Annotated in this window: 21 protein-coding genes, 3 pseudogenes and 2 other annotated features; of the genes and pseudogenes, 8 read left to right on the top strand and 16 right to left on the bottom strand. The window is 35.9% G+C overall.

Going from position 1 to position 23,159, the window contains the following annotated elements; genetic code table 11:
- Position 1: 1 nt before the first annotated feature.
- Positions 2-481, top strand: a complete 480-nt coding sequence (locus ACIQ7L_RS13770) for a cupin domain-containing protein (protein ID WP_400569900.1) — start codon at positions 2-4, stop codon at positions 479-481.
- A 150-nt stretch (positions 482-631) separates the two neighbouring features.
- Here ACIQ7L_RS13770 and ACIQ7L_RS13765 read toward each other — a convergent pair whose 3' ends face one another.
- Both ACIQ7L_RS13765 and ileS read right to left on the bottom strand, forming a co-directional pair.
- Positions 632-2,614, bottom strand: coding sequence for a methyl-accepting chemotaxis protein (locus tag ACIQ7L_RS13765; RefSeq protein ID WP_400569898.1), 1,983 nt, complete (start codon positions 2,612-2,614; stop codon positions 632-634).
- A gap of 370 nt (positions 2,615-2,984) precedes the next feature.
- Positions 2,985-6,086, bottom strand: a complete 3,102-nt coding sequence (ileS, locus tag ACIQ7L_RS13760; RefSeq protein ID WP_400569896.1) for an isoleucine--tRNA ligase — start codon at positions 6,084-6,086, stop codon at positions 2,985-2,987.
- A gap of 55 nt (positions 6,087-6,141) precedes the next feature.
- Positions 6,142-6,381 (bottom strand) — a binding site (T-box leader).
- Between the two features lie 424 nt (positions 6,382-6,805).
- Here ileS and ACIQ7L_RS13755 point away from each other — a divergent pair.
- Both ACIQ7L_RS13755 and ACIQ7L_RS13750 read left to right on the top strand, forming a co-directional pair.
- Positions 6,806-7,381, top strand: a complete 576-nt coding sequence (locus ACIQ7L_RS13755; RefSeq protein ID WP_400569894.1) for a PadR family transcriptional regulator — start codon at positions 6,806-6,808, stop codon at positions 7,379-7,381.
- Positions 7,371-8,549 carry an MFS transporter gene (locus tag ACIQ7L_RS13750; RefSeq protein ID WP_400569892.1) on the top strand — a complete coding sequence of 393 codons (1,179 nt, stop codon included), beginning with the start codon at positions 7,371-7,373 and terminating at the stop codon, positions 8,547-8,549. Before ACIQ7L_RS13755 ends, ACIQ7L_RS13750 begins: the two co-directional genes overlap by 11 nt.
- Before the next feature lie 132 nt (positions 8,550-8,681).
- Here ACIQ7L_RS13750 and ACIQ7L_RS13745 read toward each other — a convergent pair.
- Positions 8,682-9,279: pseudogene (locus ACIQ7L_RS13745) on the bottom strand (class I SAM-dependent methyltransferase); the annotation flags it as partial.
- Positions 9,280-9,562: 283 nt separating this feature from the next.
- Here ACIQ7L_RS13745 and ACIQ7L_RS13740 point away from each other — a divergent pair.
- Positions 9,563-9,754 (top strand): hypothetical protein, encoded by a 192-nt coding sequence (locus ACIQ7L_RS13740; protein ID WP_400569890.1) that lies wholly within the window; start codon positions 9,563-9,565, stop codon positions 9,752-9,754.
- Between the two features lie 278 nt (positions 9,755-10,032).
- On the opposite strand, the gene argS is transcribed toward ACIQ7L_RS13740, so the two are convergent.
- From argS to ACIQ7L_RS13695, 9 genes are all read right to left on the bottom strand, one after another.
- The gene (gene argS, locus ACIQ7L_RS13735; RefSeq protein ID WP_400569888.1) at positions 10,033-11,721 is read right to left on the bottom strand and encodes an arginine--tRNA ligase; all 1,689 of its coding nucleotides are present in this window, start codon (positions 11,719-11,721) and stop codon (positions 10,033-10,035) included.
- A 44-nt stretch (positions 11,722-11,765) separates the two neighbouring features.
- Positions 11,766-11,981 (bottom strand) — a binding site (T-box leader).
- Positions 11,982-12,021: 40 nt separating this feature from the next.
- Complete coding sequence (locus tag ACIQ7L_RS13730; protein WP_400569886.1) at positions 12,022-12,798, bottom strand: class I SAM-dependent methyltransferase; 777 nt, start codon at positions 12,796-12,798, stop codon at positions 12,022-12,024.
- Between the two features lie 49 nt (positions 12,799-12,847).
- Entirely contained in the window at positions 12,848-13,282 is a 435-nt protein-coding gene (locus ACIQ7L_RS13725) for a BrxA/BrxB family bacilliredoxin (RefSeq protein ID WP_335360145.1), read from the bottom strand.
- A gap of 83 nt (positions 13,283-13,365) precedes the next feature.
- Positions 13,366-13,749: a thiol-disulfide oxidoreductase DCC family protein gene (locus ACIQ7L_RS13720; protein WP_400569884.1), complete on the bottom strand. Its 384-nt coding sequence runs from the start codon at positions 13,747-13,749 to the stop codon at positions 13,366-13,368.
- A gap of 4 nt (positions 13,750-13,753) precedes the next feature.
- Entirely contained in the window at positions 13,754-14,881 is a 1,128-nt protein-coding gene (locus tag ACIQ7L_RS13715; protein ID WP_400569882.1) for a conserved virulence factor C family protein, read from the bottom strand.
- A 308-nt stretch (positions 14,882-15,189) separates the two neighbouring features.
- Positions 15,190-15,528 (bottom strand): single-stranded DNA-binding protein, encoded by a 339-nt coding sequence (locus ACIQ7L_RS13710; RefSeq protein ID WP_097894757.1) that lies wholly within the window; start codon positions 15,526-15,528, stop codon positions 15,190-15,192.
- Between the two features lie 158 nt (positions 15,529-15,686).
- Complete coding sequence (locus ACIQ7L_RS13705) at positions 15,687-16,418, bottom strand: Bax inhibitor-1/YccA family protein (protein WP_400569880.1); 732 nt, start codon at positions 16,416-16,418, stop codon at positions 15,687-15,689.
- A 76-nt stretch (positions 16,419-16,494) separates the two neighbouring features.
- Complete coding sequence (locus ACIQ7L_RS13700) at positions 16,495-18,387, bottom strand: ABC-F family ATP-binding cassette domain-containing protein (RefSeq protein WP_400569879.1); 1,893 nt, start codon at positions 18,385-18,387, stop codon at positions 16,495-16,497.
- Positions 18,384-19,031 (bottom strand): HD domain-containing protein, encoded by a 648-nt coding sequence (locus tag ACIQ7L_RS13695; protein WP_400569877.1) that lies wholly within the window; start codon positions 19,029-19,031, stop codon positions 18,384-18,386. The genes ACIQ7L_RS13700 and ACIQ7L_RS13695 overlap by 4 nt, the downstream gene beginning before the upstream one ends.
- Positions 19,032-19,139: 108 nt before the next feature.
- On the opposite strand from ACIQ7L_RS13695, the gene ACIQ7L_RS13690 reads away from it, so the two are divergent.
- Positions 19,140-19,898, top strand: coding sequence for a hypothetical protein (locus tag ACIQ7L_RS13690; protein ID WP_400570139.1), 759 nt, complete (start codon positions 19,140-19,142; stop codon positions 19,896-19,898).
- A gap of 579 nt (positions 19,899-20,477) precedes the next feature.
- Positions 20,478-20,642, top strand: coding sequence for a hypothetical protein (locus ACIQ7L_RS13685; RefSeq protein ID WP_400569875.1), 165 nt, complete (start codon positions 20,478-20,480; stop codon positions 20,640-20,642).
- Positions 20,643-20,884: 242 nt separating this feature from the next.
- On the opposite strand, the gene ACIQ7L_RS13680 is transcribed toward ACIQ7L_RS13685, so the two are convergent.
- The 3 genes from ACIQ7L_RS13680 to ACIQ7L_RS13670 form a co-directional block, all read right to left on the bottom strand.
- The gene (locus tag ACIQ7L_RS13680) at positions 20,885-21,109 is read right to left on the bottom strand and encodes a hypothetical protein (RefSeq protein ID WP_400569874.1); all 225 of its coding nucleotides are present in this window, start codon (positions 21,107-21,109) and stop codon (positions 20,885-20,887) included.
- Between the two features lie 188 nt (positions 21,110-21,297).
- Positions 21,298-21,534 (bottom strand): DUF3947 family protein, encoded by a 237-nt coding sequence (locus ACIQ7L_RS13675; protein WP_400569873.1) that lies wholly within the window; start codon positions 21,532-21,534, stop codon positions 21,298-21,300.
- Positions 21,535-21,681: 147 nt separating this feature from the next.
- Entirely contained in the window at positions 21,682-21,891 is a 210-nt protein-coding gene (locus tag ACIQ7L_RS13670) for a hypothetical protein (protein WP_400569871.1), read from the bottom strand.
- Positions 21,892-22,100: 209 nt separating this feature from the next.
- On the opposite strand from ACIQ7L_RS13670, the gene ACIQ7L_RS13665 reads away from it, so the two are divergent.
- Together ACIQ7L_RS13665 and ACIQ7L_RS13660 are read left to right on the top strand one after the other, a co-directional pair.
- Positions 22,101-22,301: a hypothetical protein gene (locus ACIQ7L_RS13665; protein WP_400569869.1), complete on the top strand. Its 201-nt coding sequence runs from the start codon at positions 22,101-22,103 to the stop codon at positions 22,299-22,301.
- 6 nt (positions 22,302-22,307) lie between these two features.
- Positions 22,308-22,541 (top strand): annotated as a pseudogene (locus ACIQ7L_RS13660) (sunset domain-containing protein); the annotation flags it as partial.
- Positions 22,542-22,878: 337 nt separating this feature from the next.
- Here ACIQ7L_RS13660 and ACIQ7L_RS13655 read toward each other — a convergent pair.
- A pseudogene (locus ACIQ7L_RS13655) lies at positions 22,879-23,019 on the bottom strand (NUDIX hydrolase); the annotation flags it as partial.
- Between the last annotated feature and the right edge of the window lie 140 nt (positions 23,020-23,159).

The raw sequence follows: 23,159 nt of genomic DNA, 5'->3' as shown, positions 1-23,159 counted from the left end.
TATGAGAAAAATTGTAAGCTTCTCCCTATTACTATTATGCATGATAACGACAAATCAAGTATACGCTTATTCTCCGCAATCATTGCCAGTCTCACAACATTCAAAACAATGGAAAGTCAATATTGATGAAGTCAACGACTCAGGTAAAAACATCTTACAGTCTACAAAAGGTGTTTTTCATACATATCGTTTTTCAGTACAAAACATCGGAAAAGATGAAGTATATAACGTACAAGTAGAAGTATTCCGAAACGAACCAGACACAGGGACAAAATATGAATTGTTTTCTTTAGAAGAACCCCATTTAGCAAGTGGGAAAACAGGGTTTGAACATGCGAATTTTCCTGTTTCCGTAAAAACAGACGAAGTAGATGTCATGATTACATGGCAAGAGCATCCTTTTCATGTAATGAGAAATGGTCAAAAGATTGAAGGAAGAAAATATAAAGAGCATTTTGTTTTTAAAGAAACAGTAAAATAAATATGTTTCCATAAAAAAAGAGCCGTGATTGAATAAAAATCACCGCTCTTTTCTTATTTCAAATAATAAATACTTTCAAAAGTTATGAACAACCTTCAAAAAGATCCTCTTGAATCAAAAGTACAATTCAATCTGCCTACGTGCGCTTTATTACACTTTAAATCTTTCAATTAATACTTGTAATTCCTCAGCCATTTGTGACAATGTACTTGCGGCAGAACTGATTTCTTCCATAGAAGCCAACTGCTCTTCAGCAGATGCTGCAACACTTTGTGTACTTGTCGCATTATTTTGCACTGTCATGGCAATTTCACCAACTGAAACAGAAACCTCATTAGCACCTTTTGACATTCCATTTGCCGTTTCTACCATACTTTCAATTTGCGTAGCAATTTCATTTGTAGAATGCAATATTTCTGCAAAATTCTGTTTCGTTTCATTCGCTATTACAAGGCCAGATTGAACTTCTTCATTCACATTACTCATAGACTTCACTGTCTTGCCCATATCTTCTTGTATTTCACCTATTAATTTCCCAATCTTATTTGATGATCCGCTAGATTGTTCTGCTAGTTTTCGTACTTCATCAGCAACAATCGCAAACCCTCTACCATGCTCACCTGCTCGTGCGGCTTCAATTGCAGCATTTAATGCAAGTAAATTTGTTTGATCTGCAATATTTTGAATCGCTTCTAAAATATCACCAATTTGCTTTGATTTATCATTTAATGCTTGAATTACAGCATCGGACTGCGATACCGATTCTGCGATCAAATGCATTTGGTTTACTGTTTGTCCTACAAGTTTCCCACCATCTTCTGCTTTTTCACGTGTATATGTAGATGCATTGGCAATTGAAGATGAATTATTTGCTACATGCTGAATTCCTTCTGTTACATTAAAAAGTAATAGTGCACCATGTTCTACGCTCGATGTTTGAGTTGTTACCCCATCTGAAACTTGATCCATCGCCATTGTGATTTGTTCTGTTGCTTCACTTGCTTGTCTCACACTTGCCGTTAGTTCTTCAGATGCAGCTGCAACATGACCTGCTGAAGTATTAATTCTACCGATTAATGTGCGTAATGAATGCGTCATCTCATTAAAACCTTTCGCAAGCTGTCCAATTTCATCGTTAGAATGAATTTCAATTGTTTGTGTTAAGTCCCCTTCGCGAATTTCACTTGAGGTAACAACTAATTTTTTTAGAGGCTTTGTAATAGAAAGCGTCACGAAATAAATAAGTGCTCCTCCTACAAGTAATGAAATCACCATGATGATTAACATGTTATAAAATACAGGTTGAGCTGCTTCAACTACTTCACTTGCATACATCGTTCCACCAATTTTCCAACCTGTTTTTACATTTGTAGCGAACACAACTTCCTTCTCACTACCACCAGATGAATAAGTAAAGGTCCCATGGTTTTCTTGATATATTCGTTTTGCCCAAGAATCCGCAGCTTTTTCGCCCGATTTTTCTTGTGGATGAGCAATTATTTTTTGATTTTGATCTAGAATAAAAGCATATCCTTTTTTTCCAATGTTAATCATTTTTGTTGTTTTTAACAAATCATCTAAGTTTAAATCAAACCCAACAACACCACTTTTATCGTCCATTTGTTTGGCAATCGTTATTATAATGCGACCATTTATTTCATCCTTATATGGCTCCGTTACAATAATACCACCTTGCTTACTTACTGCATCTTTATACCAAGGACGTGTTGTTGGATCATAATCTGCTGGCATTTGTATATCTGGCTCTTGAACAAATTTCTTATCATTTCCTCCAATATATACCTGTTCAATTTCCGGATGTAAATTAATATATTGTGAAAATATTTTTTTAAGTTCACCTTGATTTTCTCCTTGATAGAGACTACTATCAATTACTTTTGCCAAATGTGTAACATCATTAAATTTCGCACCAATTGTTTGATTAATTAAATTATCTAGTATTTTAATATTATCATTTGCACTATTCATAATTTGCGATTCAAAATTCTTTTTAGCCGTTTGATAAGACATACCACCAATGCTCGAAATAGCAGCAATCAAAATAATAAAAAATGAAATCAACAGCTTCTTAGCTACTTTCATATTTTGAAATCGCTTTACTATTTTACTCATAAAATCCCTCCTCTATTTTTCATGCAAAAATTTAAATTTACAAAGTGAAGAAAATAATCGATATGACTCAAAATAGTGCACGCATTAAACATTAAATTATTCGACATGTTTCGGCTAATTCTTCATAAATTTTATACATATAATTCCTTCTTGTCTATATATAAATAAAACGTTTAAAAATTATTCGAAATTTAGAGACGAAAAATATAACATTCATAGCCTATGATGGCTGCCTTTATAGCTCGCTTCATATAAAATGATACTGGAATCAAGTGGTTATTTTCTTCTAGCTAATCAAAAAACAAAATCCTGCATGATTCATACAGGATTTTGTGATCGAACTTTCCATTTACATATTATTTTAGGAGATTTAGCTAGCTGGACTCAACTTAATACGAACCTTTTTCTCACCTAAAGAAATTTCATCATTCTCTTGTGTTAGTTCCTTAAATGTAAATTGCTTTACTAACAAGTTTTCTTCTAACAATCTTTTATGTTTCGTTAATGTGCTTTGTAATTCATCTTCTGTATCAAGAATTACATCTACTCGTAAATTAACTGGTAAATTCAGCTGTTTTCGATACTCTTGAACAGCTCGAATAAATTCCCGTGCCACCCCTTCTTGTAACAGTTCATCTGTCACATTCGTATCTAACATAACTGTATATTGTCCATTTGTAGTGTTAGAAAATCCTGCTTTTGATACTTGTTCTACTACTACATCTTCAGTCGTTACTTCAATCTCTTCTCCTGCTCCAAGCTTACAAAACGCTTTTTCCATTGAAACAAAGTTTTGTACTTCTTCTTGCGATAATTGTTTCAACCACTGATTGACAGCATTGACATCCTTACCAAATTTTGGACCTGCAGTTTTAAAATTCAACTTAAGTTGATACGTTGTATACTTTGTTTCATCTAATTCTACATGGAATTCTTTTACATTCAGTTCATCCATAATAATATCACAATAGGATTCCCAGTCTACCTTCTGCTCATGATGCTCGAGTAATACAAGCTCTGCTAATGGTTGCTTTACTTTTAATGTATGCTGATTTCGGTTGCTACGCCCAAGCTCAACAACTTGTAAAACAGCATCCATTTCTTCTTCTAACTTTGTATGAATAAATGTCTCATCTGCTTCTGGATAATCCGTTAAATGAACACTACTTCCATCTAAGTTAAGATGAATATCTTCAGCTACAAATGGAGTAAACGGAGCAAGTAATTTGCTAATTGTAACCAATACTTCATGAAGGGTTTCGTACGCAGCTGCCTTTTCATGATTCATGCCAGACTCCCAAAAACGACTGCGCGAACGTCTTACATACCAGTTACTCACCTCATCTACAAGAGCTGCAATTTCACGAGCTGCATTTGTAAATTGATACTCATCTAATGCGTTTCTTACTTTTTTCGTTGTACTATGAAGTCGTGATAACACCCACTCATCAAGTTTCGTCCTCTTAACCTCATACTTCTCTTTTGGATTGTATTCATCTAAATTTGCATATAAAACATAGAAACTATATACATTCACGAGTGTATCTACAAGTTTTGATTTCGCCTCTTGGACAGTTCTTTCAGAAAAGCGTTTTGCATTCCATGGTGCACTATCAACAAGAAGAGCCCATCTTAATGCATCTGCACCAAATTTCTCGACTAATTCTACTGGATCTAATGCATTCCCTTTACTTTTAGACATTTTCTGCCCCTGTTCATCTAACACATGCCCAAGGGATAATACACGTTTGTATGGTACTTTCCCAGTGTATAAAGCCGCTACCGCTAATAAGCTATAAAACCAACCACGAGTTTGGTCAACACCTTCAGCAATTACATCTGCCGGGAATTGTTCCTCAAAAAGTTCTTTATTTTCAAACGGATAATGATACTGTGCAAATGGCATCGAACCGCTATCAAACCAAACATCGATTACTTCCGGAGTCCGAGCCATCAAACTGCCACATTTCTCACAGCATACCTTCACATCATCTACATATGGTTTATGCAGCTCTAAATTCTCTGCTGTCTCCCCTATGCTATTCTTTCTTAATTCATCAATGCTCTTCGGTGCAAATTGATGATCACAGCTTTCGCATTGCCATACATTTAACGGTGTTCCCCAGTATCGTTTCCGGCTAATATTCCAGTCCATCATATTCTCTAAAAACTTTCCAAATCGCCCGTGTTTCATATGATCTGGATGCCATGTGACTGCATTATTATTCTGTAAGAAAGTCTCCTTAATCGCAGTTGTCCGAATGAACCAGCTTTCCCCAGCATAATAAAGCAGTGGTGAATCACAGCGCCAGCAATGTGGATAACTATGTTCATATTTCTCTTTAGAGTATAATAGTCCTTCCTGTGCTAAATAACGAACAATATCAACATCACATTCTTTCACAAATTTCCCCTGTAAGAATGGAACTGCTTCCGTATATTCACCTTTTTCATCTACAACATGAAGGAATGATAACCCTTGATTCTGTACAACTTTATAATCATCTTCTCCATAAGCTGGTGCGATGTGAACAAGTCCCGTACCGCTATCTCCCGTAACAAAATCTGCTGAAATAACACGATAGCCATTTGTAACTTCGTCCATAGGAAACGGTGCTGTATAGGAAGTACCTACCAATTCTTCTCCTTTATGAGTCGATAATACTTGATAGTCTTCTTTTAATACATAATGTGCGCGCTCTTTTGCAACAACATAAACGGCCCCGTCTTTCTCCGCTTTCACATACTCCATATCTGGATGTACAGCGAGTGCTACATTGGCAGGCAGCGTCCACGGCGTTGTTGTCCATCCAAGAAAGTATTCATTTTCACTATTCAATACTTTAAATTTTACCGTTGCACTTAAATCTTTTACTGTTTTATATCCTTGTGCTACTTCATGTGAACTAAGTGATGTTTGACAACTTGGGCAGTACGGTGAGACTCGATGCCCCTTATATAGAAGGCCTTTTTCATGAATCGTCCCAAGAATATGCCATACACTCTCAATATAAGGATTCTCTAAAGTTACATACGGGTCATCCATATCGACCCAATATCCAATGCTCTCCGTAAATTCACGCCACTGCTTTTCATACGTAAATACGCTTTCCTTGCATTTTTGAATAAATGGTTCAATTCCGTATTCTTCAATTTCATGTTTCCCAGAAATGCCAAGTTGCTTTTCAACGCCTAGTTCCACTGGTAATCCATGTGTATCCCATCCTGCTTTTCGAAGCACTTTATATCCTGTCATTGTTTTATATCTCGCTACTAAATCTTTAATTGTCCGCCCGAGCGCATGCCCAACATGTGGCAATCCATTGGCAGTTGGCGGTCCTTCATAAAAAACAAAAGATTGTGCGCCTTCACGATTTCGAATGGATTGTTCAAAGATATTCTGTTTGTTCCACTGCTTGCGAATTCGTGTTTCTCTCCCTACAGCTGATTCTTTTACATCTACCTTTTCCATTTACAATCACTCCTTTGAAATATATTAAAAGCACACAAAAAACCCGTCCCTATCAAGTAGGGACGGGTTTACCCGCGTTACCACCCTAATTCTACTAGCATCTCAACTAATAGCACTTAGCAACGTACTAACATACGCGTTCTTTGTAACGGTAGACATCCGTCCGAGCTTACTCTGTTCAGCCACGGCTCCTCGGAGATGATTTTCAAATACAGTCTGTACGCCGACTTTCAGCATGACGCCGGCTCTCTGTGGAACAGTACAATATTTTACTCGTTCTCGTCTTCAGATTTGTATACTTTTATTAACAGTTATTTTATTCCACGAAACAGATAATTGTCAATCAATTTAGAAATATATTTTTATTTATTTCCTACATTCCGAAATTTATACATCACAAAAAGTTTCCATTACTTTATCATTTCCCGTACTACTTCTAAATCTTCATCTTCTTCCGCGATCTCTGCAAAAAATCCCGCTTCATCTTCATAAAGAACCGTTTCGAGCTCTACTTATGCATCGGACTTTTACAGGTCTTTCATATCCCACCTAAGCCTCTTTACTTACGTTGAACCTTTACATCATTTTATTGCTTTCCATAAAATGCAGGATCAAATAATTCCTACCCTTTTATTGACAAAACAAATATTTCCGCATATATTTTAATTAATTACTAAACGTTTAGTATTTAATGTTTTCTATTCGAACGGAGGATATATATGACACGATTAATGGTACTCGGTTTACTCATGCAATACGGCCCTATGTCAGGATATGAATTACAACAAGCTATGCAATCCGCACAAACAGACACTTGGGCAGGTGTCTTTCCCGCTTCGATTTATCATGCTTTAAAAAAAATGGACAAAGAAGGATTAGTAGAGCTTGATGCTGTTGAAAAAACAGGTAATCGTTCCAAAGCAATTTATAGTATTACACCTGCTGGAAAAGATGAGTTCCATACACTCATACTTCAATCATTCCAACAATCTTCAGTCGCTTTCCCAACAGAGCTATATACAGCACTCACTTTTTTCAATGCAAATGCTTTTTCTCTTGAACGCATTTCATCCGCCTTACAAGATCAAAAAAAGACAATTATAGAAATGTATGAAAATATGAAAGCTGGACAATCTATTAAAGAAAAAATGATAGATATCCCAGAGCATGTCACCCTTATTTTTGAAAATATTTATGAACAATGTGAGATGCAGCTTCGTTTCATTGAAAAGATGGAAAAAATGTTATCTCGATTAGAAGCTAAAAACAAATCGGAGGAAAATGATGGGAAATAAATCAAAGATGTCTCGCGTACAAAAAGCTTCGTTATGGGTTGTTGCAGTAGCAGTTTTTACAGATATGCTAATCTACGGAATGATTGTCCCAATCTTACCGAGGTATGCAGAAACGCTAGGCGCTACCCAAACAGAGATTGGCTTTTTATTTGGGAGTTACGCTATTACTCTACTTCTTGCTACACCTATTTTAGGAGTAGTTTCTGATAAATTCGGAAGGCGACTCCCTATGATTCTAGGCTTATTTGGACTAGCAGCAGCAACTATATTATTCGGGATCGCAAATAATTTTTCGTTTCTCGTCCTTGCCCGAATGCTACAAGGATTAGCTGCAGCAGCAACATGGACAGCTGGTTTAGCACTTTTAGCTGATGTGTTCCCTATGCAAGATCGCGGAAAAGCAATGGGGTTAGCTTTATCTGGTCAAGCAGCTGGAATGCTCCTTGGCCCAACAATCGGTGGTTTACTTTATCAATGGGGTGGTTATCATCTTCCTTTTATCGTGGCAGCAACTATCGCCCTCATTGATGGCATATTACGAATGACATTGCTTCGTAATGAACCAAAATCCAATACAAACCAACGCATTTCCTATCGATCTATTTTTAAGATGCACTCTCTATTTATAATTATCGGCGTTATTATTCTAGGGGCTGCTTTACCTAGCGCATTAGAACCAACTCTTCCTCTCTACTTACAAGACACCCTACACCTTAGCCCAGGAACAATTGGACTATTATTTGCAGTCCCAACTCTTGCCTATGGATTGACTGCACCAATTATCGGAACACTTTCAACAAAAATAGGCAGGAAACAATCAATGGTATTAGGCATAATCATAGCTTCCTTATGTTTTCCATTTACAGCAATCGTTTCTCATATCGTCCTTGAAATAGTTGTATTGGCTATACTTGGAATCAGTTTTAGCCTATTATTAGCATCTGCCTTACCAGAGCTTACATACCTTGCAGATCAAAACGGAATTCGTGCGTATGGCATACTCTTCGCTATCTATAATACGGCTTATTCAATCGGTATGTTTTTCGGACCTATGTTAAGCGGAAGTTTATCAGATTTATTTGGATTAACAAATGCGTTCTACATCTTCAGTTTTCTACTCTTATGCTACCTTTGCTTGTTTTTATGGAAAATAAAAAAACAACATTGATTCTTATACGAGGAATAAAAATAAATATAGCCTGAAAAAATAAAGCTTCTAACATATAAGACATATATATTTAGAAGCTTTATCACATTAATATATGAAAGAGGTTCTTTATTTTTAACCTCAAAATCTACACTACCTCTTTTTTACTACACCAAAAGTAATCTTCATACTTGGAGCATAGACCAAAGAAGAATCCATATTGAACTTTTTAGAAAATCGTAGTTCTGCTTCGTACTGTGCCATCACTTCATTACACGTCAGTCCTCTATTTATTAAACATTTAATGAACTCTTCCTTTTCAGCAGGAATATTGCCTACGCCTTCTTCCCTTAGCTTTTTATCTGCTTGATTCACATTAGCGTTAAGAACATTAACTTTATCACTAACCCGGCACTCAATATCTTCCATGCCTAATTCACTTAGATATACCAGTAATTTAATCCCAATGTTCCCATCTTTTCCATTCCGTTTTTCATCATTTTCAAATAACTTTTGAAGAACACCAAGCTGAATCATTTCGGATTGATCAAGTTGATTAAGATTATACGAAGCCATATTAGAAATCCAGTGTGGTTCAAAACAAATGATGTTTCCTCCATCAACGACCGAATCTATCATTTTTTGCAACATTGTTTTCGGATCATTCATATGCAATAAAAAAGCATGACAAACTGCTATATCATACTTTACTCTCTAATTTAATTTCAGTAACATCTGCCTTATTGAACTCCCCCCCACCTACCTCCACATGAGCTTTTGAGGTGGGAGATTCTACTGTTTCTGCCCTCGCAAAAACACTTCCTCTCGTTCAACAAAAAGGATACAACGATTTAGAAATTCAGTAGTGTCCTTAGGCAAGACGACCTCTTTCTGTCTTCTGAGGAAAACAGAAAAGGTATAGCCACTTTCTTCCTATATCGAGGAGAAGACCGCCTTGTCATGCATCCAGTTCCTAGACCTGTTATCTGCCCTGGTAACAAGCGTAGGAGACTGGGACAAGGGGTTCTTTTTTCATGATACAAACATTTTTGCTAGTTTTTTCTTTTCACCTTCAAGTAAGTCTAATCGCTCGATTTGTAATGCCTCTTTCGGCTCATTCACATCATATAACTGATAGAAATGATGGGTACGAATATCCAATCTATTGTTTAATTGATGCCAATGACTCCAGTGGTGCGCTTCTTTCTTTATATTTAGAAATTTAAAATCTACTGCCCTGAAATGTTTCTATATCATATTCTTTACAAAGTTATTTTCACCTATGTATTCGGTATATATTAGACATATTCCTACATATTGTATTCAAACCTTTTATTATGTAAAAGGAGAAAAAGATAATATGCTCCCTACGAAACATATTATCCTCTCCTCTACCAATTTTAGTCTATAAAGTTGTTCATTTTTATCCCGCATTAACGGGTAGTCATCCCCTCAACTGATTAAAGTTTCGCTTTAGATAACTGATAATCCTAGACAATCATTCTTACATTTCTTCCGGAGCACCCATTCCAAGTAAACGCAATCCTTCTTTTAATACAATCGTTACTGCATAAACAAGTGCAAGTCTACTTTCCTTCTCTTGATTATCTTCTAAAATCCGAACATTTCCATAGTATTTATTAAATGCTTGTGCCACATCTAACAAGTACTTCGCAATATGCGAAGGTTCATTTTTGGAAAAGGCTGTTTCAATGACTTGTGGAAATCTATTCAATAGTTTTACTGTACTCCAACTATAATCATCGCTTAATCCAAAAGCTTCTGTTTCAAATTCGACATTTTCTTTTCTTAATATGGAACAAGCACGTGCATGTGTATACTGAACATACGGCCCTGTTTCTCCTTCAAATTTCAACATTTTTTCTAGAGAGAATTCAATATTGTGCATACGTTCATTTTTTAAATCATGGAAAATGATTGCCCCAACACCAACTTGTTTTGCAACTTTTTCTTTTTGCTTTAAGTCTGGATTTTTCTCTTCAATATTCTGCTTTGCAAGCGCAATCGCTTCTTCTAATACTTCTTCAAGTAATACCACTTTCCCCTTACGCGTGGACATTTTTTTACCATCTTTTAAAATGAGCCCAAACGGTACATGTGCCATTCCGTCTACCCATTTATAACCAAGTTTCTTTAATACGGTGAAAAATTGTGTAAAGTGTAAACTTTGTTCTGCTCCTACTACATACAGCGCTTTATCAAATTCATATGTGTTTTGACGATACAAGGCAGCTGTTAAATCACGCGTTGCATAAAGTGTAGCCCCATCTGATTTCTTAATTAAACATGGCGGCATATCTTCTTTTTCTAAATTAACAACTTGCGCTCCATCTGATTCTTCTAATAGCCCTTGTTCTTCTAAAATCCCAACAAAATCATCCATTTTATCATTATAGAAAGCCTCTCCTTGAAAGTTCGTAAATTCAACCCCAAGGAGTTCATAAATACGCGAGAACTCTTTTAAAGATTCGTGACGGAACCAGTTCCATAAAAATACTGCTTCTTCATCATTGTCTTCTAATTTCTTAAACCATGCACGCCCTTCTTCTTCTAGCTCTGGATTCTCTTTCACTTCTTCGTGGAACTGAACGTATAACTTAAATAACTCACGAATCGGGTCTTCTTTTACAAGCTCTTCATTTCCCCATCTTTTATATGCGGTAATTAATTTTCCAAACTGTGTTCCCCAATCACCAATATAATTGATTCCTACAACCTCGTATCCACACTTTTCAGCGGTATGTTTTAAAGAATTCCCAATCATCGTTGAACGTAAATGTCCCATGGAGAAAGGTTTCGCGATATTTGGTGAAGAGTAATCGATTACTACTGTTTTGTCCTGCCCAAAATGGCCCTGTCCATATTCTTCTTTTTCAGCTAAAATCATTTTTAACACATCATTGCTTACTATGTGACGATTGAAAAACACATTCACATACGGACCAACCGCCTCTACTTTCGTAAAAAATGGATCATCTAAGTTCTCTGCGATTTCCTTTGCGATAACTGCTGGTGCTTTTTTGTATTGTTTCGCAAGCATGAAACAAGGAAATGCTGCGTCTCCGAATTCATCTTGTTTTGGTGTTTCAATTAAATCAATAATTTCTTCTAATGATAACTCTGAGGATAAGATACTTGATAAACTTTTTGCAAATTGAATTTTATACTCCATATTGCTCCCTCCTTATTTTTTAAAACACAAAAAACTCGTCTCTAAAAAGAGACGAGTTATCACCCGTGGTACCACCCTTGTTGTTCAATTCGAACCACTTTCCCGTTTATAACGAGGACAGGGGGCCCCGGCTTACTCTACTATTCATTTCAAGCAGCATCTCCGAAGTGCGCTTCATCCTCTTCTCCGTACTAGGCTCTCACCATCCCTAGCTCGCTTTACTTCTGAAGAAGGACTACTCTCTTCATCTACGACATTATATATGATTGATTATTGCTTATTATACATCTTTTCTAATAATTAGCAAGTTTCAATTACACCAAAATGAAATTTTGCACTTTTACGCTTATAAACAAAGAAATTATGTCTTTCAAATCGCGTACTACGGAAATGATCCTTTAGGACAACACGTTTTCTAGCAACGCGCTTTGCCTCTCTAATTGTTTCATCTGTGACATCATTATATAATGCAAAGTGTTTTAAACCTCGAATACCATCCGATTCAATTACAGTTTCTTCAAACATTGGATCGAGATAGACAATGTCATAACTATTATCTTCACACTGTTTTAAAAAGGTGAAGTGTTCTGTTCGCTTTACTGTAATGCTGCGCATCGCCTCATCAATTTCGGAAACTCCAGAATACCAATTTTGTAAACCTTTTTCCATTACATAAGCCATATATTGATTGCCTTCAAGACCTGTTACAGCCCCTTCTTTCCCAACAATATAGCTTGCTACAATACTATCCGATGCCATACCAAGCGTGCAGTCTAACACCGTCATTCCCTTTTCTAACTTTGCAGCTTGTACAAATGGATCATGTTCTCCTCTCATTAATCTCTTCACACGAAACATTGCAGAGTTGGGATGGAAGAAGAACGATTCTTCTGTACCTTTTGGGTAAATTGCTAATCGATTCTTTCCTACGACAAGCACATCTTGTTCATACTGTTCATGTAATTTGTACACAGGTATATCATTACGCACTACAAAGGAGCATTCTAGTTCTTCCGCTACCCTTTTTGCATAAGCCGTCATTTCCTCATTTGTTCGTCCCGCTGTTGTTACAATCATCTTTTCACCTCATATATAAAGAAAAAAGGGAGAATCACTCTCCCCCTTTTTAGCAATGCTTTTCAAAAGCCTGTTCTAAATTATTAATGATTTCTTCCATTGTTGCCCCTTCAATTTCATGACGATGAATGAAGTGAACAACTTCGTTACCTTTTAATAACGCCATAGATGGTGAGGATGGAGGAATATCTCCGAAGTACTCACGCATTGTTGCAGTCGCTTCTTTATCTTGTCCTGCAAATACAGTTACAAGATGGTCAGGCTGTTTTTCAGAACGTACAACCGCTTGACCAGCTGATGGACGAGCTAAACCAGCTGCACAGCCGCAAACAGAGTTTACAACAACTAATGTTGTACCTGTCACATTTTCCATATATTCTTTTACAGCATCTTCTGTCGTTAATTCTTCAAATCCAGCGCGTACTAACTCTTGACGCATCGGAATTACCATTTGACGCATGTACTCTTCGTATGCATTTGACATCTTATTATCTCTCCTTCAACTTTCATTCCAAATTCATCATATCACGCTCTAATAATTGGTGCAAAAGAAAGATGGCAATGACGTCATTTTTTTGATGGAATTTCACAAACCCCTTCACGGCAATGCCCAACAGGGACAAGTTTTCGATTATTTGCAACATAATCATATACTTTATTTCCAAATCCAAGTAACATAGATAACTTAATGAACGGAACCGCAATCCAATATACGGGGATAGACTTCGCTAAAACATATATACTCCCAATTCCATCGTACCATTTATTGTTTTTGAAAATATAAAGTCTTTGTTCCATCTTACTTTGCAGTGCTTCAGACAACTGATACTCTTCTACTACATCTTTGTCGCGGAAAGAAACAAACGTCATTGAACCTTTTTTATCAAACTTTTTCGTACGCTCCGCAACTGCTGTACACATTGGACACCAGCTATCATAGAAAACAATCATACGATTACTCTCCTTTACGAGACTCCGTCATTTGTTTCCAAACAGAACCTTTTGCTTCTTCGCCGCCCTCAATGCGTTCTAATGCTAAGCGCGCCTGCATGGCTACTTCAAACTCTGGATCATCTTGTGCCGCTCGTAATGCTGGAATTGCACTTTCATCACCAAGTTCAAACAAGAACATTGCTGCACGCCAACGTACTAATTTACTTGGATCTTTAAGTGCTTTAATCATAACAAACATCGCTGCTGGATCGCCCACATCTGATAAACAATCGCCTGCTGTACGACGCACACTTACAGAACGATCTAATAAGGCTTTATATAATAACGGTAATACTTCCTCACCTTTTACCATACCTAAATACGCTGTTGCTAAACGACGAATAGATACCTTTTCATCCTCTAACGCTTTTTTCAGAACAGGAATGTCTTCCTCAGTAGGATCCATTTGTTCAAGAGCTGCATAGCGTTTTTTCCAATCAGAATCTGCCATCATCTCTTCTGTTACTTTATATGGCACACGCTTTGCCACAGTTACTTCTGTAGCCCCTGCCTGATCTAATAACTCTTTTATCGTTTGTTCAACGCGATTTTCTGGATAAGTAGCAACAATTTCTTCTACCACTTCTTTTCCGATTTCTTCAAAATTGCCATAGCGTGTACTTTGCTCCACCCATTTACGCTCTTTTACAACGTTAGGTGCAGACATTTGCACTTTCATAATCGCTTCTTTAAAGCGGTCTGGTAATCCAACTCGTTCTTCCGTCGTTCCATCTGTTAATTTCACCTGCATTGGAATTGTAAAGAACATTTGAATAAATACTTTCACTTCACCAAAATGTGAAAGCTGCTCCTGTTCATCTTCTGCTGCTACTTCTTCTCCAAACACAGCACGAACTTGCTGTAAAAGTACTTTCCAATCATACTTCGCATTTCGTTCAACTGCTAAAAAATCCGCTACATGATACACGCCTTTAATGCCTTCGATTTTTAAAATTTGCTGCACTTGTTCTGGTGCTTGTTCTGCATTTTCGTTTGTATAATTATTACGTGCTCCTGACGGTAATACTTCATTTAAAATAACTTTCATTGTATTTGGACTTGGCGTTGGTTCAATTGCTTTAATCTTCACGTAAATATACTCTCCTTTATTGCTTGTTCTTAGCTGTATTGTAACATGTTCTACCATTATACTCCTACTGTGATGCTTGGTTTTACAAATCACAATGGTATTCTAATCAAAATGCCCAAAATGATGTATTACTCCTATACTCCTGATAATATGCTAACAAAATTATGACTTAACTATTAGAAACACTATTCTCACTCCGAATCTGTTTCATAACTAATTCATTCCGCTGCAAACGAATACGCCACCATCCAATAAGAATTGAAAATAAAAATTTTCAAGTTTACTTCTTTCATGTGTATACATAGGTTTTACTGCGATGCTTCCTCTCTCTTCCGCTCCAAAAACGTAATTCTTTCAATCACAACTTCTGTCTTATACACTCTCCTTCCCTGTTCATTATCATAATTACTCGTATGAATCCGGCCTGTAATTCCAACTAAAGATCCTTTTTTACAATATTCCGATACATTCTCAGCAGATTTTCTCCAGACTACGCAGTAAATGTAGTCAGCCTGCTGCTCCCCTAGGCTATTCCGAAATCCCCTGTTTACCGCAACACATATACGTGCGTAGGCAATTCCCTGCTTTGTGTAGTATAGTTCTGGATCTTTTGTCAATCTTCCAATTAATACAACACGATTCATCATATTTATACCACCTCGTATTTTTTTCTTTATTGTAGAAAAAAATAGAAGATAGGTAAAAAATGAAAAATGATATATTTCTAAAAAGAAATCATCACTTTAAATCTAAAAAAATACAAAAAGAAATCCCGCATGTTTCAATCATGCAGGATTTCTTCCAATTAGTCATTCTTTGTAAAGTAAGAAACAAAACGAAGAATTTCTAAGTATAACCATACTAATGTCATCATTAATCCCATCGCACTGTACCACTCCATATATTTTGGAGCTCCGCTACGTGCACCACTTTCGATTAAATCGAAGTCTAGTAATAGATTTAATGCAGCAACTACAATGACAACTGCACTAATAATGATGCCGATTGTTCCGCCTTGATGAATATAAGGAACAGTCACGCCAAACATGTTTAATAGAAAAACGATTAAGTACATAATCGCAATTCCAAACGTTGCAGCCATTACACCTGTACGGAATTTATCAGTTACTTTTACAACGCGAGTTGCATATAAGACTAACATTGCAAATAAAATTGAAATTGTTAGTAATACAGCATTTAAAACGATAGTATCCCCAAATTTCATTGTATAAACTGCTGAGATACTTCCTAGCACAACACCTTCTACTGCCGCATAAATCGGCGCGCCAATCGGTGATATGCGCGGGAAGAATATCGATGCAAATGCGACAATAGCAGCAACAACTAACGCCCCAATTAATACTGGCATTTTCATTGTCCCTTGCATCATCTGTATGTATGAATAAACAGACGTCGCAAGAAGCAAGGCAAGCATAATGAATGTTTTTCCTACTGCTCCGCCAATTGTCATCGTAGAAGCACTTGCTCCTTGTTTACGAAATGCCTCTTTGTTCAACATTGGATTAGATGTTCTCATTTTTTCCCTCCTAAAATAGATTCTACCAATAAGTGTAAAGTTTTTCTCTTTATATTTCAATATATGTAGCTTGTTTTTATTTTAAACCTTCAACGATGTCAGATAGTTCGCTCCAACGTTCCATCGCTTTCTCTAGTTCTTCTTCTGTTTGCTGTTGCGCCTCAGAAAGCTCTTGTGCCTTTGTAAAATCAGAGCCAACATTTGCAAGCTCTTCTCCGATTGTTTCAAGTTTCTCCTCAAGCTCTGCAATCGTATCTTCAATTGTTTCCCATTCGCGTTGCTCATGATAAGAAAGTTTACGTTTACGTTGTTGCTTTGGTACTTCTTCTACTTTCTTTTCTTTTTGCACTTCCGCTTTCTCTATTATTTCTTTTGTTTTTTGCATCTCTAAATAATCACTATAACTACCTAAAAACTCACGAACTTCCCCGCCACCAGCAAAGATAAATAATTCATCAACTACTTTATCTAAGAAATAACGATCATGCGATACAGTAAGAACGACACCTGGGAAATCTTCTAAATAATCTTCTAGTACTGTTAATGTTTGTGTGTCTAAATCGTTCGTCGGCTCATCCAATAGAAGTACATTCGGTTCCCCCATTAAAATACGCAATAAATACAGGCGTCTTCTTTCACCACCAGATAGTTTAGCAAGCGGCGTTCCATGTGAATGCGGCTCAAACAAGAAACGTTCAAGCATTTGAGATGCGCCAATTACTTTTCCATCTGTCGTATGAATAACTTCTGCGACTTCTTTAATGTATTCAATCATTCGTTGATTTAAGTTCATCTCTTCATTTTCTTGTGTATAATAAGCAATCTTTACAGTTTGCCCCACTTCAATCTCCCCACTATCAGGAGATAATTTACCCGCAAGCATATTTAATAGAGATGATTTTCCGCTACCGTTTGCTCCGATAATTCCAATTCTATCTCCTGGTTTCACGATATGATTAAAATTGTGGAGTACCGTTTTATCACCAAATTTTTTCGTTACATCTTTTAACTCAAGTACTTTCTTTCCTAATCTACTCCCGCTAAGTGCAATATCAACAGATTGCTTCGCAGCTGGCCCTTCTTGTCCCTTTAACTCTTCAAAACGCTGAATACGTGCCTTTTGTTTTGTGGAACGCGCTTTCGCTCCGCGGCGAATCCAAGCTAGTTCACGACGATACAGATTTTGACGCTTTGATTCTTGTGCCAATTCTTGTTCTTCACGAAGTGCTTTCGCTTCTAAAAATGTACTATAGTTTCCTTCATAGCTATACAGTTTACCATTATCTAATTCAAAGATACGATTTGTAACACGATTTAAGAAATAACGATCATGTGTTACAAGTAAAACCGCTCCCGTATAACGTGATAGGTACTCTTCTAACCATTCTACCGTTTCATGATCAAGGTGGTTCGTTGGCTCATCTAATATTAATAAATCAGGCGTTTCAATAAAACATTGTGCCATTGCAATACGTTTCTTTTGTCCCCCAGATAAATTTCCAACTGTTGCGGTAAAATCTGTAATCCCTAATTTCGTTAAAAGAGATTTTGCATTCGCGTTTGCTTCCCATGCATTCATCGCATCCATACGCTGCTGCATCGCAAATAATTGTTCTTGTACTTTTTCATTGCTTGGATCTTTTTCTATATCTAATAATGCTTGTTCATATTCACGAAGAAGACGAATAAGAGGTGTATCACCATGGAATACTTGCTCAAGTACTGTTAAATCTTCATTAAAGTCCGGTTGCTGTGATAAATAGCTAATTGTATATCCACGCGTATGCGTCATATCCCCTGTATCAGGAATTTCTATTCCTGCAATAATTTTTAATAATGTCGACTTACCTGTCCCGTTTACGCCAATAATCCCTGCGCGTTGTCCCTCTGCAATGCTAAATGATAATCCATTGAATAACGGTTTATCCCCATATGATTTGGATACGTTTTCTACTGTTAACATTTTCATATTTGTGCATTCCACTCTTTCATAAATTGTCCGATAAACTCTTCCATATAACGATGGCGAACTTCAGCCTCTCGCTTTGCAGCATCTGTATTCATTAAATCTTTCAGTTTTAACAGTTTTTCATAAAAATGATTTAAAGATGGATCATTACTTTTTCGATATTCTTCTTTCGTCATCGCTTCACGCGTAGGAACATTTGGATCATACATTAATCTTCCCTTTGCCCCACCATAAGCAAATGTACGAGCAATTCCAATTGCCCCAAGCGCGTCCAAACGATCCGCATCCTGAACAATTTTCCCTTCCAATGTTTCTATCTTACCACCATGTCCACCCTTATAAGACATATTTGCAATAATATGAAGGATATGTTTACTTTCTTCTTCCGGAACACTCAATTCTTCTAACCAGTTAGAAACCTTTTTCATCCCAGCTTCTTCACTCTCATTTAACTTCTCATCGGCTACATCGTGAAGCAATGCCGCCATCTCGATTACAAAAAGGTTGCCACCTTCTTGCTTTGCTAAAGCGATTGCTAATTTATGTACACGTTCAATATGATACCAATCATGCCCACTCGCATCTTTTTCTAAAATATTTTTGACAAAAGTTACTGTTTTTTGAATTTGTTCTTGTTTTATCATTTATCTTCACCCAGTTTCTTATTGTAACATGCCCTCATTTTTTCATCACATATTTTCTTGTCCGCCCATAGACTATTTTGTATGTACATTTACGAAGGAGGAAATAAAATGTTCTATAATAATCAACAGTCTTATCCGCACCAACCATACTATCCTCAAGATCAAGAGCAACAATATCAAGAACAGCTGTCGGAAAACCAAGAGCAGGAAACACAGCATCAAGAATTACAATATTCACAAAATCCATACGTAACCCAGCAAACTCAAGAAACTCAGCACCAACAAAATCCATACGTAGCTCAGCAAACTCAAGAAGCTCGGTATCAACAAAATCCATATGTAACTCAGCATGTCCCAGAAACTCAACGCCAACAGAATCCATATGTAGCTCAGCAGACTCAAGAAGCTCAGCACCAACAGAACTCATACGTAACTCAGCAAGTTCAAGAAGCTCGATATCAACAAAATCCATATGTAGCTCAACAGACTCAAGAAGCTCAGCAAGCTCCATATCAGCCACCACAAATGTATCAACCATACCACGACCCGCGTGTTTCACCACCAGCACCAACATTAAATTCAACACAACCACAAACCTTGTCAACGGGTTCTACTACAGGAATTCCAACTGAACCAACGGAGCAACAAATTCAGCAAGTTGTTGGTACACAATTTTTATCCTTAAAGAAACCTATATTAGATTTCGTAAAACCATGGGTTGAGTACGGTATGAATGAAGCAAAATATACATCCCCTCAACACTCCATGACAGAAGTTGCTGCGATTATGTTTTTAGTCGGAAAAGGATTTAATCCAACAATTGCCCATTATATTGTAGAGTCCTGGGAGAAGAATGAGCAGTTTTAAGGTGGTTCATTTGATAAAACATAAAAACTATAAAAGTGCCAAACCCCTTGTGTGGCAAGGGGTTTGGCACTTTTGAATTTTTATCATGAATTTTAGTGCAATAATTATTTTTATAGTTTCCCATACTTTTTTACATAGTTCGTGAACAAAATGTGAGCAAAAATGAAATTAAAAAAGCGGACACCAAACCACAAAGCAATATTGTTACTACTCTTTATGGTTTGATGTCCGCTGGTTCTTCCAGTAGGACACTAATATTTATTTTTCTTCTTCATTCTTACAAACTATCCAATATAACGTTTGTTCTTTCAATAATCTATTATGACTTCTTGACTTCATGGACGCTGCAACACATTTCATATTACAGTAATATGTATCATCATATTTACAGCGCCACCCTTTCCTAATTTCTTTTTCACATAATGTGCATGATTGCAAATATATTTCTTCCTTTCTTTTAAAAGGATTATTTTGTTTACATTCCGCTTAATTTTTCCTTAATTTACATTAATAATTATTATAATATCTAAAAATCGTTATATGATATATTTAGTCAAACATTAATTAGGAGTGGTTAAAATGCCAGATATGGTATATCTCATTGTTTTCACCTTTGTAGCAATTGGTGCCATTTTCACTTTAATAAAAGAGTTTAAAAGGCCACAGAAAAATGTAATCTCGATTTCAATTGAATTCTTGTTTCTTTTAGGAATGATAGTGTTTATAACAGATATTTTAATTTAATTTACATAATGGATATCTTATCCCCATTTCTTGGGGTAAGAGTTACTCTTTGTCATTTTAGAAGAGGATCTGCTATTCGTAGCAGATCCTCTTTTGTTAACCTGAAGCTTAATTAATGCCTTCATTAAATTTTTTTTGAATAATTGCCCATCAAAGAGCTATTTCTGTTTTATTATTATTCGCTATAAAACATATACAGTTTCATACGGAAACGACCAAAAAGACATTCCATCCTGTGTAATCTACATCGGATAATAGGATTGTGATGGATAGTACGATTGTGATGGATAATAAGACTGTAATGAATAGTACGATTGTGATGGATATGATGGATAATAACTTTGTTGCATTTGTTGTGCTTGTAATGCTTGTTGCTGTGCTTGTATAGCCTGATGAACAGCTTGAATTGTACTTTGTGCAGGTAAAGGACGCATTTGCGTTTCATTGTAAAAATAATTGCGAAGCATTCTTTATTCACCTCTGTAAATATTTTTGTCTTCCATCTTCCATACTATGAATATTGAATTAAAGTGGATAATTCATGAAACTTTTTACCGTGTAATTCCTAAATCTCTTTCTACTCAAATAGCGTTTTTGTTACATTACTTATGAATCAGTTCCCATCAAATAACTATGATTTTTTTGTTATAGTTTGCTATAAGTTATATTCCGTTCCATACGGAATCGTTGAAAAAGTTATTCCATGCTGTGTAGTGTACATTGGGTAATCATATTGCACTGGATAGTAAGGTTGTATACTTTGCTGCATTTGTTGCTGTACCTGTAACGCTTGTTGAACAGCTTGAATTGTACTTTGTGCTCCACTATACGTTATACCTGCACCATACGCAGCAGGAATTCTCATTTGTTTATTAAAATAAGGATAAAACATTATTGGCCAACTCACTTTCATAATAAATTACTACAAAATATGTTATGGGGATTCATTTTTGAAAGTGTTAAGCAAAACGAATTATCTCATTCGTTACCTCTCGACTAAATAAGGATTTTTTAATAAATAATCGCCATTTTCGTACAACTAATACACTTCACTACCAGCATAATGACTAATAATAAAATCAGACAAATCTTCGTAATCTCTGTAAAAATCCTCTTCTTGATACAAAGATTCAATTCTCCAAAGTAATTTTTTTGCGTAGCGTTCTGCATCTTGTTCGTTATCGAAATCGTATTCACCGTTATTAATAAACACTTCTTTTACTTTTTGCAGATGTACATTTACAGACATTTTCAACACCTCTTTTCTACCAAATGACGATTTTATTAAGGAACTAATAATTTTTATTTCTTTTAAGTTTGTCATCACAATTAATTTTTATAATCAGTTAATTTCTCAATATAATTTATGTATATGGTTCCATTTAAAGATACAAAATATCTAAGTAACTTTTTATAAATACTTTGTTTTATATTTAAATTCAAAAAGGAGCTAATAATATGGATACAAAAAATCTATTAAATCAACAACTCGATCACGTACCATCCGATGCACTGAATACTCCTAGTAAGGCCCAAGAAGAAATGCAAGAAGCATCTCAAGAGGTACATAATTCAAATAACGCCAATGTTAAAAAGAAGGATTTACATGGCGTAGATTTACCAATTTCAGACGTATGTAGAACAACGAACAAAAAGTAAATTGCAGTTTCCTCATCTAGCGGTAATCGTGGAGGTTCTAATGGCCAATCTTTCCAGAATAATCCTAGTGATGACAAAGAATCCAACGCTACTTGTAAGGGCCAAATTAAAGGAAATGCCAATTCAAAGAAATACCATGTTCCTGGTGGTCAATATTATGATCCTACAAAGGATAATATCGTATGGTTCTGTTCGGAGGCTGATGCTCGAGCCGCTAGTTATGTGAAATCTAAGAAGTAAAATCAGTTACATTAGAAAGGAAAGCTCACTAAGCTTTCCTTTCTATAATGTGTATATGTAAACAATGGATGCATATGATATGGTATCTATCCCTTTCACATTACTACTTTTGTTTCATAATTTCCCCTGATAAATAAACCTTCTTTTACAAATTTTTAAATAAATCTTCTTTTAGTTTTATTTCTTATTCAATTAGCTCTTTATATTTTAGCGCTTCAGAATAATCAATAGCGAATGAGCAGTTTTAAGATGGTTTGTTTTGTAAAATAGAAAAGTGCCACCCCCTTATAGAATAAGAGGGGTGGTACTTTTCATTTCCCTATATGTAACAATACCCTTATACGAGCTTTTCTACAGTTGGTACATCTGCTGGTGCCCACTTCAGCTCCGTTAAATTATTAACGTTAACCCATTTTAACTCTGTATGTTCTAAAGCTCTATGTATCCCCGGTACTAGCCTTGCTTGATATGTAATTAATTCAAAAAACATTTATTAACTCTACTATCTCATTTCATAAATGAGTTTTTTCGAATTACATACAAAATTATTCCTTTACTTTAAATTCCATGATTAATATAATTTTCTAGTGAATTGCATTTTTTTCTAAACAACTCCTT

It is taken from the genome of Bacillus sp. NPDC094106, assembly GCF_044764345.1.
GTDB lineage: Bacteria > Bacillota > Bacilli > Bacillales > Bacillaceae_G > Bacillus_A.
This window is presented reverse-complemented; position numbering and strand designations above follow the sequence as displayed.